We start from the raw sequence: 16,553 nt of genomic DNA, 5'->3' as shown, positions 1-16,553 counted from the left end.
CGTCCGTGCAGGGGAGTTGTCCATGATTGGTCTGGTTCGCGCCGTCACTGTCTGCGCCACGCTGGCGTTCGGCCTCGTCTCGGCTCACGCGGCCGACAAAGCTTTCCGACGAGATGAGCTGGCGGATTCCGCGATCAAGCTCGAGGCGCAGATCAAGAGCGAGGCGGGGCCTGTCGCCAAGACCGCGGCAACTTTGCGCACCGACGCGGACGCGGCCTTCAAACGCTCCGATTTCCGCGCGGGTTTGCAGACGCTGGGTCAGATCGTGGCGATTGCGCCCGATGACAGCGCCAACTGGCTGCGGCTCGCCAAGACGATCTTCCAGATCCGCCCGGCAACCTCGTCCGAAACCACCTTCCTGCGCGAGCGCGCTGCGACAGCGGCCTATATCGCCTATCAGCGCGCCGGCAATGCCGGCGAGGAGGCCGAGGCGCTGGCCGTGCTCGGCCGGGCCATGGAAGAACGCAAGCTGTGGCGCCCGGCGCTGGACGCGCTGCGCCTGTCGCTCGAGATGCGCGAGGTCGCCGACGTCCGCGGCCAGTATGAAAAACTACGCGACGATCACGGCTTCCGGTTGCTCGATTACACCGTGGACTCGGATTCCGCTTCGCCGCGCGCCTGTTTCCAGTTCTCGGAAGAACTCGCCAAGCGGGTCGATTTCGCGCCGTTCCTGGCGCTCGCCGGCAGTGACAAGCCGGCACTGACCTCCGAGGAGAAGCAGCTCTGCGTCGAAGGCCTCAAGCATGGCGAGCGCTACAACATCAACCTGCGCGCCGGTCTGCCGTCGACGGTGAAGGAGAGCCTGCCGAAATCGGCCGAGTTCAACATCTATGTGCGCGACCGTAAGCCGTTCGTGCGTTTCACCGGCCGCGCCTATGTGCTGCCGCGCACCGGCCAGCAGGGCATCCCCGTGGTCTCGGTCAATACCCAGTCGGTCACCGTCAATGTGTTCCGGATCGGCGACCGCAATCTGATCAACACCGTCATCGGCAGCGACTTCCAGACGGCACTGAGCAAGTACCAGCTCGAGAGCCTCGGCGACGAGCGCGGGATGAAGGTCTGGACCGGCGAGCTGGCCACGGCGTCGACGCTCAATGCCGACGTCACCACGGCATTCCCCGTCGATCAGGCCATCGGCGAGCTGCAGCCAGGCGTCTATGTGATGACCGCGGCGGCCAAGGGGCCGGGCTCGGGCGGTGGCGATGACGACGGCTCGCTGGCGACCCAGTGGTTCATCGTGTCGGATCTTGGTCTCACGGCTTTCTCGGGCAATGACGGCATCCACGTGTTCGTCAATTCGCTCGCTTCGACCGATCCGATGGCCAAGGCCGACGTCCGGTTGGTCGCGCGCAACAACGAGATTCTTGCGACCAGGAAGACCGACGACTCCGGCCATGTGCTGTTCGAGGCGGGGCTCGCCAAGGGCGAGGGCGGTCTGTCGCCGGCACTACTGACGGTGACATCAGACAAGAACGACTATGCGTTCCTGAGTCTCAAATCGAACGCCTTCGATCTCAGTGATCGTGGCGTCTCCGGCCGCGCGGTTCCTGCCGGTGCCGATGCCTTCGTCTATGCCGAGCGCGGCGTTTATCGCTCCGGCGAGACGGTCTATCTCACCGCGCTGTTGCGCGACGGGCAGGGCAATGCCGTGACCTCGGGCCCAATGACTCTCGTGGTCGAGCGCCCCGATGGCGTCGAGTTCCGCCGCACCGTCCTGCCTGATCAGGGCGCAGGCGGTCGCAGCCTGACGCTGCCACTGAATTCGGCGGTTCCAACGGGCACCTGGCGCGTTCGTGCCTTCACCGATCCGAAGGCGCCGTCGGTCGGCGAAACCACTTTCATGGTCGAGGATTACGTCCCGGATCGGATTGAATTCGATATATCTTCCAAGGACAAGCTAATCAAAGCTGATGCTCCTGTAGAACTTAAAGTCGATGGTCGTTTCCTCTATGGCGCGCCCGCGTCGGGCCTGCAGCTAGAAGGCGATCTGCTTGTCAGCCCTGCCGCGAACCGCCCAGGATTCGCTGGCTACCAGTTCGGCGTTACCGACGAGGAAAGCGCCAACAATGAGCGGACGCCGATCGAAGGCCTGCCGGAGGCCGATGCCAATGGTGTCGCGACGTTCCCGGTCAGCCTCGCCAAGCCGCCGTCCTCGACGCGGCCGCAGGAGGCGCAGATCTTCATCCGCATGACCGAAGCCGGCGGCCGTGCCGTCGAGCGCAAGTTCGTACTGCCGGTTGCGCCCAGCGCGCCGATGATCGGCGTGAAGCCGCTGTTCAAGGACAAGAACGTGGCCGAGGGGGACAGCGCCGCTTTCGACGTCGTGGTCGTGTCGCCGGAGGGAACCTCGCTGGCGCGCAGCGGCCTGCGTTATGAATTGCTCAAGATGGAATCCCGCTACCAGTGGTATCGGCAGAATTCGTCCTGGGACTATGAACCGGTCAAATCGACCAAGCGCGTTGCCGATGGCGATCTCACCGTTGCCGCCAATGCTCCGGCCCGTATCTCGCTGCAGCCGCAGCCCGGCCGCTATCGGCTCGACGTGAAATCGAACGAAGCCGACGGTCCGATCACCTCGGTGCAGTTCGATGTCGGCTGGTATTCCGACGGCAGCGCCGATACGCCGGACCTGCTGGAGACCTCCATCGACAAGCCGGAATATCTGTCGGGCGACACCATGATCGTTTCGGTCAATGCCCGCACCGCCGGCCTGCTGACCATCAATGTGCTGGGCGACCGCCTGCTGACCACCCAGAGCATCGCCGTCAAGGAAGGCCAGTCGCAGATCAAGATCCCGGTCGGCAAGGACTGGGGCACAGGCGCCTATGTGGTGGCCACGCTGCGCCGACCTCTCGATGCCGCCGCCAAGCGGATGCCCGGCCGTGCCATCGGGTTGAAGTGGTTCGGTATCGACAAAAAAGCACGCACGCTCGACGTCGCACTGTCGCCGCCGGCGCTGATCCGGCCTAGCACGACGCTGAAGCTGCCGGTGAAACTCGGCGGGCTCAATCCCGGTGAGGACGCCAAGATCGTCGTTGCCGCGGTCGATGTCGGTATTCTCAACCTGACCAATTACAAGCCGCCTGCGCCGGACGATTACTATCTCGGCCAGCGCCGCATGACGTCGGAAATTCGCGACATCTATGGGCAGCTGATCGACGGGATGCAGGGCACACGCGGCCAGTTGCGCACTGGTGGCGATAGTGCCGGGGCGCAGATCGAGGGTTCGCCGCCCACGCAGAAACCGATGGCGCTGTATTCCGGCATCGTCACCGTGGCCGCCGACGGCACTGCGCAGATCGAGTTCGAGATTCCGGAGTTCGCCGGCACCGCGCGCGTGATGGCCGTGGCCTGGACCGCGACCAAACTCGGCCGCGCCACCGTGGACGTCACGGTGCGCGATCCCGTAGTCCTGACGGCGACGCTGCCGCGGTTCCTGCTGTCCGGTGACAAGGGCACCATGAGCTTCGATCTCGACAATGTCGAAGGCGCACCGGGCGATTACACCATTGCCGTGAAGACCTCCGGCCCCGTCAAGTTGACCGGTAATCCGGCCACGACGATCAAGCTCGCCGCCAAACAGCGGACCTCGATGGCACTGGCCATCGATGCATCCGGTGCCGGCACGGCCCAGCTCGATGTCGATATCAAGGGACCGAACGGGCTGACACTGGCACGGCACTATGTGCTGGACGTTAAGGCGGCGACGCAAGTCTTGGCGCGGCGCTCGATCCGCACGCTCGCCAAGGGCGAGAGCCTGACGCTGACATCGGACATGTTCTCCGATCTCGTATCGGGCACCGGCGGCGTCTCGCTGTCGGTCAGCCTGTCCACAGCGCTCGATGCAGCGACCATCCTGAAGGCGCTGGATCGCTATCCCTACGGCTGCTCCGAGCAGATCACCAGCCGCGCAATGCCGCTGCTCTATGTGAACGATCTCGCGGCCGGCGCGCATCTGGCGATGGATACCGGTGTCGATCAGCGCATCAAGGACTCGATCGACAGACTGCTGGCGCGTCAGGGCTCGAACGGCTCGTTCGGCCTGTGGTCGGCGGGCGGTGACGATGCCTGGCTCGATGCTTATGTCACGGACTTCCTGACCCGCGCTCGCGAGAAGGGGTTTGTGGTGCCGGACGTGCTGTTCCGTGCCGCGCTGGACCGCGTGCGCAATTCGGTCGTCAATGCTGACGAACCGGAGAAGGACGGCGGTCGCGATCTCGCTTACGGCCTCTATGTGCTGGCCAAGAACGGCACTGCGCCGATCGGCGATCTGCGCTATCTCGCCGACACCAAACTGAAGAACCTGGCGACGCCCATCGCCAAGTCGCAGCTGGCGGCGGCACTGGCGCTGGTCGGTGACCGTGCCCGTGCAGAACGCGTCTACGCGGCAGCGGTTGAGAGCCTCGCGCCGAAGCCGATCATCGAGTTCGGCCGCGTCGATTATGGCTCGGCGCTCCGCGACGCGGCGGCGCTGGTATCGCTGGCCAGCGAAGGCAATGCTCCGCGGGCAACGCTGACGCAGGCCGTCCAGCGTGTTGAAGCCGCGCGCGGCCTGACGCCGTTCACCTCCACGCAGGAGAATGCGTGGCTGGTGCTGGCGTCGCGTGCGCTGGCCAAGGAAGCCAACACGCTGGCGCTCGACGTCAACGGCTCGGCTGTGAAGACCGCTCTCTATCGCAGCTACAAGGCGGCGGAGATGTCCGGGCAACCGATCAAGATCACCAACACTGGCGATACGCCAGTGCAGGCGGTCGTCTCGGTGTCCGGTTCGCCGATCACGCCAGAGCCGGCGGCATCCAACGGCTTCAAGATCGAGCGCAATTACTTCACGCTCGACGGCAAGCCTGCCGACGTCACCAAGGCCAAGCAGAACGATCGCTTTGCCGTGGTGCTGAAGATCACCGAGGCCAAGCCGGAATACGGGCACATCATGGTGGCCGACTATCTGCCGGCTGGTTTCGAGATCGACAATCCGCATCTGGTGTCGTCGGGCGACAGCGGCACGCTGGATTGGATCGAGGATGGCGAAGAACCTGAGAACACCGAATTCCGCGATGACCGCTTCACAGCGGCGATCGACCGGAAGAGCGACGACAAGGCGGTGTTCACCGTCGCTTACATCGTTCGCGCAGTGTCGCCCGGAAAGTACGTGCTGCCGCAGGCCTATGTGGAGGACATGTATAACCCGTCGCGCTACGGGCGGACGGGGACGGGCAGTGTCGAGGTCGCGAAGGCGAAATGAACGAAGTGACGTCCACACCACACACTCCGTCATCCCCGGGCTTGTCCCGGGGATTCATGTATTCTTGTGTGGATCGTGGGCAAGACGTGGATGGCCGGGACAAGCCCGGCCACGACGTGAGGAGAGGCTGGTGGCTTATCCGAAAGGCTGTCGCCGCTGCCACCGTAGTTGCGGTCCTGACTGGTGCAGCGACCGCCGCGTGGGTGGCCTCCCTCGGCCCTTTGCCGCTCGACCAGGCCCGCAAAATCTCCACCACCGTTATCGATCGCAACGTCAAGCTCCTGCGCGCCTATGCCATGACCGACGGACGCTGGCGGCTTCCGGTCGACGCGAGGACGTCCGTCGATCCCGGTTATCTCAACATACTGCTCGGCTATGAGGACAAGCGCTTCTACAGCCATCATGGCGTCGATCCGCTGGCGCTCGGCCGCGCCGCGCTGCAGCTCGTCACCCGCGGCGAGATCGTGTCGGGCGGTTCGACCATCACGATGCAACTTGCGCGGCTGATCGAACCACGGCAGCAACGCTCGATATCGGCGAAGATCAGACAAGCCGTCCGTGCGCTGCAGATCGAGCGGCAGATGAGCAAGGATCAGATCCTCGATCTCTATCTGGCGCTGGCGCCGTTCGGCGGCAATCTCGAAGGTCTTCGCGCCGCGTCGATCGCCTATTTCGGCAAGGAGCCCAAACGGCTGTCGCTGGCGGAATCTGCATTGCTCGTAGCGCTGCCGCAATCGCCGGAACACCGCCGGCTTGATCGCCATCCCGGCAATGCCCGCGTGGCGCGCGACCGCGTGCTCGAACGTATGGTCGGCGAGGGCAGGGTGTCGGCTGCCGATGCCATGCAGGCAAAATCCGTCAGCGTGCCGAAGCTGCGCAAGCCGATGCCGATCCTGGCGCCGCATTCCGCGGATCAGGCGATGTCGCTGCACAGGGATCGCCCCATCATCAAGCTGGCGCTCGATGCCGGGATCCAGCGTGCGCTTGAAGGCCTCGCGCATGACCGCGCGGCGGCACTGGGCAACAATATCTCCATCGGTCTGATCGCAGTCGACAACGAGAGTGGCGACGTGCTCGCCCATGTCGGCTCGCCCGATTATTTCGACGATCGCCGCGCCGGGCAGGTCGATATGACCCGCGCGGTGCGCTCCCCCGGCTCAACGTTGAAGCCGTTCATCTACGGCCTCGCTTTCGAAGACGGCTTCGTGCATCCGGAAAGCCTGATCGAGGATCGGCCCGTCCGCTTCGGCAGTTACGCGCCGGAGAATTTCGACATGAGCTTTCAGGGCACCGTGCCGGTGCGCAAGGCGCTGCAGCTCTCGCTGAACGTCCCGGCTATCGCACTGCTCGATCGTGTCGGCGCATCGCGGCTGTCGTCACGGCTCAAGCAGGCGGGTGGCAATCTGGTGCTGCCGCCCGGCGAGGCTCCCGGTCTGGCCATGGGCCTCGGCGGCGTCGGTATTACGCTGCAAGACCTCGTCCAGCTCTATACGGGCGTGGCGCGGCTCGGCAGTTCGAAGCCGCTCCGGGAGATCATGCAGGCCAATGGCGGCGACGATCGCGAGCCCTTGCGGCTGATGGATCCGGTCGCAGCCTGGCAGGTCGGCAATGTCCTGATCGGCACGCCGCCGCCGGAGAATGCCGCGCATAACCGGATCGCCTTCAAGACCGGCACCAGCTACGGCTATCGCGACGCTTGGTCGGTCGGTTTCGACGGACGCATGACCATCGGCGTCTGGGTCGGCCGGCCCGATGGCGCGCCGGTGCCCGGCCTGGTCGGTCGTACGGCGGCAGCTCCGATCCTGTTCGATGCCTTTGCCCGGACCGGCAAGCTGCCGGCTTCGTTGCCGAAGGCGCCCAAGGGCGTGCTGATGGCCAGTAATGCAAAATTGCCGCTGCCGCTGCGCCGGTTCCGCCCGGTCGGCGAGTTGATCCGTACCGGCAGCGATCAGGCCCTGCACATCCAGTTCCCGCTGAACGGTTCCCGGATCGATGCCAGTGGCGGCGAGGGGCAGCTTTCGGCCGTACCGGTCAAGGTGGCCGGCGGGGTGCTGCCCATGACCGTTCTGGTCAACGGCATGGCCGCCGGGGAACTCGACAGCCGGCGCCAGCGGCTGGTCGATCCGCCTGGTCCGGGTTTCGTCCGGCTGACGGTCATGGACGCCATGGGCACAGCAGACACAGTTGTGGTCAGAATTCAATAAGCACGGGCTAACTGGTTGTCCGGTCGGCGGTTTCAGCGTATGCGACAGGCATGGCCGAGACCTATCCAAGACCCCGATTTGGCGCCCCGCGCGAGCCGAAAACCCGTGTCGATCCGGGCAGCAGACTGGTGCGCGTGCTTGATTTCGTCAGCTCCGGCCATGCCCGCGCGGTCGCGTTCCTGACCATTTGCGGGTTCCTGTTCTTCCTGCCGGGCTTCTTCACCATCCCGCCGATTGACCGCGACGAAGCGCGTTTTGCGCAGGCGACCAAGCAGATGGTCGAGACCGGCGATTTCGTCGACATCCGGTTCCAGGACGAGGTCCGCTACAAGAAGCCGGTCGGCATCTACTGGATGCAGGCGTCCGTGGTCGAGATCGCCGATGCGCTCGGGCTGCAGAACGCCGAAGTCCGCATCTGGCTCTATCGGGTGCCATCGCTGATCGGCGCCATTGGTGCAGTGCTGCTGACCTATTGGACCGCGCTGGCCTTCCTGGCGCGGCGCGGCGCCGTGCTGGCTGCGTTGATCATGTGCAGTTCGGTCTTGCTCAACGTCGAGGCCCGGCTCGCCAAGACCGACGCCATGCTGCTGCTGACGGTCATTGCCGTGATGGGCGCGATGGCGCGAATTTACCTGGCGTGGCAGCGCGGCGAGGAGGCCGACAAGTCGCGCTGGCAGGAGCCGGCGGTGTTCTGGACGGCCATAGCGATCAGCATTCTGGTCAAGGGCCCGCTGATCCTGATGTTCGTCGGGCTGACGATCATTGCGCTGGCGATCATGGATCGCTCGGTCGCATGGCTGTGGCGATTACGGCCGCTGGTCGGCGTCGTCTGGATGCTGTTGCTGGTGCTGCCGTGGTTCGTCGCGATCTTCCTGAAGTCGGGGCAAGCGTTCTTCTCCAATTCGCTCGGTGGCGACATGCTGAGCAAACTGGCTGCACAAGAATCCCACGGCGCGCCTCCGGGCATGTATTTCCTGCTGTTCTGGATTACCTTCTGGCCCGGGGCACCGCTGGCCGGTATGGCCACGCCGGCGATCTGGCGCGCGCGACGCGAGCCTGGCGCACAATATCTGCTGGCCTGGCTGATCCCATCCTGGATCGTGTTCGAAGTCGTGATGACCAAGCTGCCGCATTACGTGCTGCCGCTCTATCCTGCGATCGCCATCCTCGTCATCGGTGCGCTTGAACGCCAGGTACTGGCGCGCAATTGGCTGGCGCGCGGCGCGGCCTGGTGGTTCGCGATCCCGGCACTAACTGCTGTGGTCGCCGAGATCGGTGCCGTCGCGATCGTCCGCCATCCGGTGTTTCTGGCTTGGCCATTTGCCGCCGCAGCACTGGTCTTCGGCCTGTTTGCCTGGTGGCTGTATGATAACGCCCGCGCAGAACGCTCGTTGCTGAATGCGGTTGTGGCCTCACTGTTCATGAGCGCCGCCTTTTATGGCGTGCTGCTGCCGTCGCTCCGACCGCTGTTTCCAAGCGTGCAGATCGCACGCGCGCTGCGTAACGTGGTCTGCGTCGGTCCCAAGGCTGCCGCAGCGGGATATCACGAGCCGAGCCTGGTGTTCATGACCGGCACATCCACACAACTCACTGATGGTGCCGGCGCGGCGGATTTCCTCGGGCAGGGCAGCTGTCGTTTCGCGCTTGTCGAATTGCGTTCAGAACGCCAGTTCGCGATGCGCGCCGAGGCCATCGGCCTGCGCTACAACATGGCAACCCGCATCGACGGCTATAACTTCTCGCAGGGCAAAGCGATTTCGGTGGCGATCTATCGCTCCGAAGGGACCGAGTAATGGTAGCCCCGGACAAATCGCAACCACAGACCTATCTGTCGCAACTCGTTGCGCTTGTCTGGCAGTCATTCGCACAGCTTGTCCGCGCACCGTCGCATTCGCGGCGTGCCGAAGCTGCTCGTTATTGGGCGCGCCGTTCGCTGGCGCTTGGCGCCGTGACAGCCGTGATCATCATCGCGCTGATGTTCATCGTCGATGCCACCGAGATCGGACTGATGCCGGCGCGGGGCACGGCTGGCCTGTGGCCGCTGCGTATCTTCACTGACTTCGGCAAGGACGAATATGTCCTGCTGGCGTTGTTCGCGTTTATGATCGTTCTGGCGGTGCTGGCGCCGCTGCGACACGGCACGTCGCGTGCCGTACTTGTCAGCTTCGGCACGCGCATTCAGTACATCTTCCTGTCGGTCGCGCTGTCGGTCTTCGTGGCTGAAATCATCAAAGGCATGCTCGGCCGTGGCCGACCTTTCGTCAGTGGCGCGGCAGACCCCTTTCACTTTTCGCATTTCGCCTGGACGCCAGCCTATGCCAGTTTCCCGTCGGGTCATGCGACCACGAGTTTCGCATTGGCTTTCGCGGTCGCCGCGCTTTGGCCGCGGCTGCGCACGGTGATGATCGTCTACGCCGTCGCCATCTGTGCCAGTCGGCTCGTCCTGCTGGCGCATCATGCCAGTGACGTGGTCGGCGGCGGGCTGGTCGGCTGGATTGGCGCCATGACGGTGCGATACTGGTTTGCGGCCCGGCATCTGGCTTTCACCATCCACCAGGACGGCACGATCGACCCGCTGCCAGGGCCGTCCGCAGGCCATCTCAAAAGGGTTGCCCGCGGGACCGCGGCCCCATAATAAGCGGTCTTCGCCGGGCCAGCTGCGACAAGTTCCCGCAGGACCGCCCTCCAACCATGAGCTCCGATTTGTCCGCTCCCGAAGCTGCCCCCGTCGACGTCTCCATTGTCGTGCCCGTGCGCAACGAGCAGGACAATGTCGCGCCTTTGATCGCCGAGATCACCGCCGCGCTCGACGGCCGCTGGCCCTATGAGATCATCTACGTCAATGACGGCTCCACCGACGCGACGCCAGCACGGCTCGCCGAGTTGATGCAAACGCGCGCCAACCTGCGCCGCATCGACCACGCTGCGTCATCGGGCCAGTCGGCCGCCGTGCGAACCGGCGTGCGCAACGCCCGCGGCGCCATCGTGGCCACGCTGGACGGCGATGGCCAGAACAATCCGGCATTCCTGCCCAACCTGATTTTGGCCATTCAGGATGGCGGCGGCCGTGTTGGTCTCGCCGCCGGGCAGCGCGTTGGCCGCAAGGATACCGGCTTCAAGAAAGCCCAATCGAAGATCGCCAATGCCGTCCGCAATGCGATCCTCAAGGACGGTACCCGTGATACCGGCTGCGGTCTGAAGGCGTTCCGCCGTGATGTGTTCTTGTCGATGCCTTATTTCGATGGTCTGCATCGCTTCCTCCCGGCGCTGGTGCGTCGTGAGGGCTTCGACATCGCCTATGTCGATGTCACCGATCGGCCGCGCCATTCCGGTGTGTCCAATTATGGTTTTTTCGATCGGCTCTGGATCGGCATCATGGATCTCGCTGGCGTCTGGTGGCTGATCCGCCGCAAGCGTACGACGCCGGTCGCAACCGAGTTCAAATAAATGCTGATTCAATACGGTCAGGCGCTTGGCGACTATATCTACGACGTATTCGTCGCGAAGTTCGATTTCTGGCTCGCCTTTGGTTTGATCGCGCAACTGCTGTTTACCGCGCGCTTTCTCGTGCAGTGGATTTCCAGCGAACGCGCCGGACAGAGCGTGGTGCCAATGGCCTTCTGGTTCTTCTCCATGGCCGGCGGCTTCATGACGCTGATCTACGGCATCGCGAAGCGCGAGCCGGTGATCATCCTCGGCCAGGCCTTCGCCACGGTGATCTATGTCCGTAACATCATGCTGATCATCAAGAACCGCGGCAGCGGATCGAAGACGCTCGAGAGCTGAGCGTCTTCGTCTGGCGTCCTCGCCGATCAAAGCGCCGCGTTGAACGCCGCCAAGCCGCGCTCCAGATCGGCCTTCAGATCATCCACGCTTTCCAGGCCGATATGAAACCGCAGCGCCGGACCGCCGGGCGCCCATGTCGTCGCGCTGCGATAATCCGAGCAGTCGAACGGGATCACGAGGCTCTCGAAGCCACCCCAGGAATAGCCCATGCCGAACAGCTCGACGGTGTCGAGCAGGGCATCGACGGCCTTTTGCGGCGACGGCTTCAGGATGATGCTGAACAGGCCGGATGCGCCTGTAAAGTCGCGCTTCCAGATGGCGTGGCCTGGATGGCTGGGCAAAGCGGGATGCAGCACCTTCAGCACTTCGGGGCGGGTCTCCAGCCACCGGGCCATCTCCAGCGCCGAGCGCTGATGATGCGCGAGGCGCACCGACATAGTGCGTAGTCCGCGCAGCGCGAGGAAGACGTCGTCCGGACCGGCACATGTCCCGAGCAGCCTGATGCCTTCGCTGATCAGCGGCCACGCTGCGTCATTGGCGGAGATGGTGCCGAACATGATGTCCGAGTGGCCGCCGATATATTTGGTCGCCGCCTGGATACTGATATCGACGCCCTGTTCGAGCGAGCGATGATAGAGCGGCGTGGCCCAGGTGTTGTCGTCGAGCACCAGCGCGCCGCGCGCATGCGCAATGCCGGCAATGAGAGGCACATCCGGCATTTCGAAGGATTGTGAGCCCGGTGCTTCGACCAGGACGGCGCGGGTATTCGATTTGAACAGCGCTTCAATGCCGGCGCCGATCAGCGGATCGAAATAGGTGGTCTCGATGCCGTAGCGTGCCAGCATGCCGTTGCAGAAATTGCGTGTCGGCCGATAGGCGCTGTCGCTGACGAGGAGATGATCGCCGGCCTTGAGCACCGATAGCAGGGCGGTCGAGATCGCGGCGAGGCCCGATGGCACGAGCCCCACGCCGGCACATTTCGGGCCTTCCAGTGCCATCAGCGCTTCCTGCAATGCCTTGGTGGTCGGCGTGCCGTGGCGGCCATACTGAAACTCGCCGCGATGCGCGTGGAGGTCGTCGGCGGTCGGATACAGCACCGTGGAGCCGCGCACGACCGGTGGATTGACGAAGCCCCGCTGCGATTTGGTGTCGCGGCCGGCGGTGACGATCACGGTGTCCGTGTCGAGCGAGGTGGTGCCGTGATTATCGTTCGAAGCTGTCATAATGGGGCCGCCGGTCTGCAGGTGTTGCAAGGCCATTGGCACCTGGGTTGCCGAATGGCTGGTTCCGTCACTAAGAGGACACGGCGGATGGCCGTCAACCCCTTGACCCGGCTGGCTGATCGTTCTCTGTTGCGGACCTCGCGATCCCCCGCGGCACGTTGAGGGGCCTACCGCGAAATCTGCGATTTCCTGCTGATTCGTACGGTCTTTTTAGATCGTCTCTGCTGTCGTTCGCCTTTCCGGTCGGGCCATTCACGGCTATGGAACTGATCCGTAGGCTCGTCATTCAATTCTTTGCGTCGACCGAGCGTCCTGACGTCCCCAAAGAGGCCTTACATGAAACGCGCAACCTTGATGTTCTTTCTCGCTCTTGCCGCCAGTCTGACCGCGCAAGGCGCATCTGCGCAGACGCTCAAGACCGTGAAGGACCGCGGCATGCTGTCCTGCGGCGTCACCCAGGGCTTGCCGGGTTTCTCGGCGCCGGATGACAAGGGCAACTGGGTGGGCTTCGACGTCGACCTGTGCCGCGGCATCGCGGCGGCGATCTTCAACGATGCTACCAAGGTGAAATATGTGCCGCTCTCGGCGAAGGATCGCTTTACTGCCTTGCAGTCCGGCGAGATCGACGTGCTGTCGCGCAATACGACCTGGACCCTGTCGCGCGATACGTCGCTTGGCGTGAACTTCGCCGGTATCAACTACTATGACGGCCAGGGTTTTCTGGTCCGCAAGGCGCTCAAGGTGAATTCGGCACTTGAGCTGAATAGCGCCTCGATCTGCCTGCAGACCGGCACCACCAACGAACAGAATGTTGCCGACTATTTCAAGGGCAACAACATGAAGTATGAAGTGATCGCGTTCTCGACCGCCGACGAGACTATCAAAGCCTATGAGTCGGGCCGCTGCGACGTCTTCACGGCTGATCTCTCGCAACTTTATGCAGAACGCCTGAAGCTCACAGTGCCTGCAGATCATGCCGTGCTCCCTGAGGTGATTTCCAAGGAGCCGCTTGGCCCATTGGTGCGTCATGGCGATGATCAGTGGCTCGATGTGGTGCGCTGGACGCTGTTCGCGATGGTCAATGCCGAAGAGCTCGGGATTACCCAGAAGAACGTTGATGACCAGGCGAAATCCGACAAGCCAGAGCTGAAGCGCATCTTCGGCACCGACGGCAATCTCGGTGAAACGCTGGGCCTCACCAAGGACTGGTTCGCGCGCATCATCAAGGCGACGGGCAATTACGGTGAGGTGTTCGACCGTAATGTCGGCGCAGGCTCGAAGCTCGGGATCTCGCGCGGACTGAACCAGCTCTGGAACAAGGGCGGCATCCAATACGCACCGCCGATCCGCTGAGCGCATCATCGCCCGTGGCGACATCGACCGAAGCCAGAAAACCGCCGCTGCAACTCGTTGCAAAACTGCGACGTGTGCTGGGCGGGCAGGCGGGCTGGAGCGGCTTTGTGCTCCAGGTCGTGTTCGTCGCAGCCCTTGTCTGGATCGGCTATGAGATCGTCGAGAATGCACGCTCCAACCTGGCCGCGCAGAAGATCGCATCCGGCTTCGGATTCCTATCAAATACCGCGGGCTTTGCGGTCAGTCAGGCGCTGATCCCGTATTCGGAATCGGACACCTATCTGCAGGTGTTTTTCGTCGGCCTCGTCAACACACTCGTCGTGTCGCTGATCGGCATATTCTTTGCGACCATCATCGGATTCATCGTCGGCCTCGGCCGGATGTCGCCGAACTGGCTGCTGGCGCGGATCGCAGGCGGCTATGTCGAACTGATCCGTAACCTGCCGCTGCTGTTCCAGATCCTCTTCTGGTATCTCGCCGTGCTCGCCACACTGCCGCAGCCGCGGCAGAGTATCTCGTTGCTGGACAGTTTCTTTCTCAGCAATCGCGGCTTTGGATTGCCGAAGCCGATCGGGACGGAGGCTTTTACGGCGTTCGCGGTCGCTGTGATCGTTGCGATCATCGCCGCGCTGGTGTTGCGCGTTTATGCGCGACAGCAGCTCTTCGCCAAGGGGCGTGTAATAGCGGTCTGGCCGATCACCTTGGGCTTGCTGATCGGTTTGCCGTTGCTGACGGTGCTCGTGCTCGGCAAGCCCGTGACATTCGAGTATCCGGTACTGAGAGGCTTCAATTTCTCAGGCGGCCTGCGTGTGCTGCCGGAATTCGTCGCGCTGACACTAGCGCTCTCGACCTACACCGCCGCCTTCATCGCCGAGATCGTGCGCGCAGGCGTCCAGTCGGTGCATAAGGGACAGGCCGAAGCGGGCGCATCGCTTGGACTTAGCCGGGGTGCAACGCTCCGACTGATCGTGGTGCCGCAGGCGATGCGCGTGATCCTGCCACCGCTGACCAACCAGTATCTCAACCTCACCAAGAATTCGTCGCTGGCTGTTGCCATCGGCTATCCCGATCTGGTCTCGGTCTTTGCCGGGACGACCATGAGCCAGACCGGGCAGGCCATCGAGATCATCGCCATCACCATGGCGGTCTATCTCGTGATCTCGCTGGTCACGAGCGCGCTCATGAGCGTCTATGGCTGGCGGATCTCGCGGAGCATGGGCGCATGAGCGATACCAGCTTCGTTGCAAGAGAACTGGTTGCAGAGCGCGCCGCTCCGGTGCGCAGCACGGGTTTCGTCGGCTTTGTGCAGACACGGCTGCTGAATTCACCGACCAATATTCTGCTGACTGTCATCAGCCTGTTGCTGCTGTGGTTCACCATTGCCCCCACGGTCAAATTCCTGCTGATCGAGGCCGTCTGGCAGGGGCAAGACCGCACAGCGTGCCTGCCGGAAAACGTTGGCCACGCCGTTGGCGCCTGCTGGCCGTTCGTGCAGGCCAAGTTCACGCAGTTTATCTACGGCTTTTATCCTGAGTCGGAACGCTGGCGCGTCAATCTCACTTTCCTGCTGGGCGCGCTATTGCTGTTGCCGCTGCTGATCCCGCGTCTGCCCGCGAAGAGCGTGAATGCCGGACTGTTCTTCCTTGCCTTCCCTGTCGTGGCGTTCTTCCTGCTGTATGGCGGTGGCATCAATGGCTTCGGAATCAGTTGGGCCACGGATTTTCTGTCGACCGTCGCGGTCCACATCACGGATGTCGGTCGCCGGCTCAGGGGCATCGGCCTTCTGTCCGATATTGCTGTCATCGGTTATCCGCTTACGCTGATAGGCGACGGCGTCGTAGCATTCGGCGACGGCCTGCAACTCGTCGCGCTGCCGTTTGAGTGGTTACGCAACGAAGGCGTCAATCATGGCAAACCTGTCTGGTTCGAACTGACGACAACCGCCATCATTGTCTCGCTGCTTATGTTCTTGTTGAACGGCCACTTCCGCAGCGGCTGGCGTGCGCTGGCCAACAGTATCTCCGTCTTCGCTGGCATCGCCGTCGTCATCGCCCTGCTGCGGCTTGATCGTGGCGGATTGCCGATCGTCGATACGCGGCTCTGGGGCGGATTGCTGGTGACGCTGGTGGTGTCGATCACAGGCATCGTCACGTCGATGCCGGTTGGCATCGCGCTGGCACTTGGCCGACGCTCGACCATTCCGTTGATCCGGCTGTTCTCGATTGCCTTCATCGAATTCTGGCGCGGCGTGCCGCTGATCACCGTATTGTTCTTTGCGACCTATATGCTGCCGCTGTTCCTGCCGGGCAATTTCACTGTTGATGGGCTGGTGCGCGCGCTGATCGGCATAGCGCTATTCGCTGGTGCCTATAATGCCGAGGTGATCCGCGGCGGGTTGCAGGCGATCCCGCGCGGTCAGGCGGAGGCGGCAAGTGCGCTAGGCCTGTCCTGGTGGAAGACCACGCGTCTGGTGGTGATGCCGCAGGCGCTGCGCCATGTTATTCCCGGCCTCGTCAATAGCTTCATCGCGCTTTTGAAGGATACGTCACTGGTGTCGATCGTGGCGCTGTTCGATTTGCTCGGCCAACTCCGCGCGGCGTTCGCAGATCCGAACTGGTCGACGCCGACGACCTTGTTCACCGGTTTTGCCTTTACCGGCATCATGTATTTCGTGATGTGCTTCGGCATCTCGCGCTATTCGCTATTCGTCGAGCACCGGCTCAATGTGCATCGACGGAGTTGAGG

10 protein-coding genes are annotated in these 16,553 nt (G+C 63.3%); 9 read left to right on the top strand and 1 reads right to left on the bottom strand.

Features of this window, described 5'->3' with window-relative positions; genetic code table 11:
- Positions 1-22 precede the first annotated feature (22 nt).
- From AB8B20_RS03990 to AB8B20_RS03965, 6 genes are read left to right on the top strand one after another with little or no spacing between them, the layout of a single operon-like run.
- A complete protein-coding gene (locus AB8B20_RS03990; protein ID WP_439071757.1) occupies positions 23-5,242 on the top strand; it encodes an alpha-2-macroglobulin family protein in 5,220 nt (1,739 codons plus the stop codon).
- Positions 5,239-7,446 (top strand): penicillin-binding protein 1C, encoded by a 2,208-nt coding sequence (gene pbpC / locus AB8B20_RS03985; RefSeq protein WP_439071756.1) that lies wholly within the window; start codon positions 5,239-5,241, stop codon positions 7,444-7,446. Before AB8B20_RS03990 ends, pbpC begins: the two co-directional genes overlap by 4 nt.
- Positions 7,447-7,496: 50 nt before the next feature.
- Positions 7,497-9,239: an ArnT family glycosyltransferase gene (locus AB8B20_RS03980; RefSeq protein ID WP_439071755.1), complete on the top strand. Its 1,743-nt coding sequence runs from the start codon at positions 7,497-7,499 to the stop codon at positions 9,237-9,239.
- Positions 9,239-10,081, top strand: a complete 843-nt coding sequence (locus tag AB8B20_RS03975; protein WP_439071754.1) for a phosphatase PAP2 family protein — start codon at positions 9,239-9,241, stop codon at positions 10,079-10,081. Before AB8B20_RS03980 ends, AB8B20_RS03975 begins: the two co-directional genes overlap by 1 nt.
- A 56-nt stretch (positions 10,082-10,137) precedes the next feature.
- Complete coding sequence (locus tag AB8B20_RS03970) at positions 10,138-10,893, top strand: glycosyltransferase family 2 protein (RefSeq protein WP_120289651.1); 756 nt, start codon at positions 10,138-10,140, stop codon at positions 10,891-10,893.
- Positions 10,894-11,232 carry a lipid-A-disaccharide synthase N-terminal domain-containing protein gene (locus tag AB8B20_RS03965; protein ID WP_089264280.1) on the top strand — a complete coding sequence of 113 codons (339 nt, stop codon included), beginning with the start codon at positions 10,894-10,896 and terminating at the stop codon, positions 11,230-11,232.
- 26 nt (positions 11,233-11,258) lie between these two features.
- On the opposite strand, the gene metC is transcribed toward AB8B20_RS03965, so the two are convergent.
- Complete coding sequence (metC, locus tag AB8B20_RS03960; protein WP_439071753.1) at positions 11,259-12,455, bottom strand: cystathionine beta-lyase; 1,197 nt, start codon at positions 12,453-12,455, stop codon at positions 11,259-11,261.
- A 336-nt stretch (positions 12,456-12,791) separates the two neighbouring features.
- Here metC and AB8B20_RS03955 point away from each other — a divergent pair, with 336 nt between their 5' ends.
- The 3 genes from AB8B20_RS03955 to AB8B20_RS03945 are packed head-to-tail and all read left to right on the top strand — an operon-like array spanning position 12,792 to position 16,551.
- Complete coding sequence (locus tag AB8B20_RS03955) at positions 12,792-13,808, top strand: amino acid ABC transporter substrate-binding protein (RefSeq protein ID WP_439071752.1); 1,017 nt, start codon at positions 12,792-12,794, stop codon at positions 13,806-13,808.
- Positions 13,809-13,822: 14 nt separating this feature from the next.
- Positions 13,823-15,034: an amino acid ABC transporter permease gene (locus tag AB8B20_RS03950; protein WP_184516721.1), complete on the top strand. Its 1,212-nt coding sequence runs from the start codon at positions 13,823-13,825 to the stop codon at positions 15,032-15,034.
- Complete coding sequence (locus AB8B20_RS03945) at positions 15,031-16,551, top strand: amino acid ABC transporter permease (protein WP_439071751.1); 1,521 nt, start codon at positions 15,031-15,033, stop codon at positions 16,549-16,551. The genes AB8B20_RS03950 and AB8B20_RS03945 overlap by 4 nt, the downstream gene beginning before the upstream one ends.
- The last annotated feature ends 2 nt before the right edge of the window (positions 16,552-16,553 follow it).

The sequence above is a fragment of the Tardiphaga sp. 866_E4_N1_4 genome (assembly GCF_052076075.1).
GTDB classification, from domain to species: Bacteria; Pseudomonadota; Alphaproteobacteria; order Rhizobiales; family Xanthobacteraceae; genus Tardiphaga; species Tardiphaga robiniae.
Note: the sequence above shows the minus strand (reverse complement) of the source record. Positions and strands in the feature narration are given on the sequence as shown.

Excerpts from the sequence above, each read along its gene's own strand:
- AB8B20_RS03990 (WP_439071757.1), top strand. The coding sequence starts at position 23 with ATGATTGGTCTGGTTCGCGCCGTCACTGTCTGCGCCACGCTGGCGTTC.
- pbpC (WP_439071756.1), top strand. The coding sequence starts at position 5,239 with ATGAACGAAGTGACGTCCACACCACACACTCCGTCATCCCCGGGCTTG.
- AB8B20_RS03980 (WP_439071755.1), top strand. The coding sequence starts at position 7,497 with ATGGCCGAGACCTATCCAAGACCCCGATTTGGCGCCCCGCGCGAGCCG.
- AB8B20_RS03975 (WP_439071754.1), top strand. The coding sequence starts at position 9,239 with ATGGTAGCCCCGGACAAATCGCAACCACAGACCTATCTGTCGCAACTC.
- AB8B20_RS03970 (WP_120289651.1), top strand. The coding sequence starts at position 10,138 with ATGAGCTCCGATTTGTCCGCTCCCGAAGCTGCCCCCGTCGACGTCTCC.
- AB8B20_RS03965 (WP_089264280.1), top strand. The coding sequence starts at position 10,894 with ATGCTGATTCAATACGGTCAGGCGCTTGGCGACTATATCTACGACGTA.
- metC (WP_439071753.1), bottom strand. The coding sequence starts at position 12,455 with ATGACAGCTTCGAACGATAATCACGGCACCACCTCGCTCGACACGGAC.
- AB8B20_RS03955 (WP_439071752.1), top strand. The coding sequence starts at position 12,792 with ATGAAACGCGCAACCTTGATGTTCTTTCTCGCTCTTGCCGCCAGTCTG.
- AB8B20_RS03945 (WP_439071751.1), top strand. The coding sequence starts at position 15,031 with ATGAGCGATACCAGCTTCGTTGCAAGAGAACTGGTTGCAGAGCGCGCC.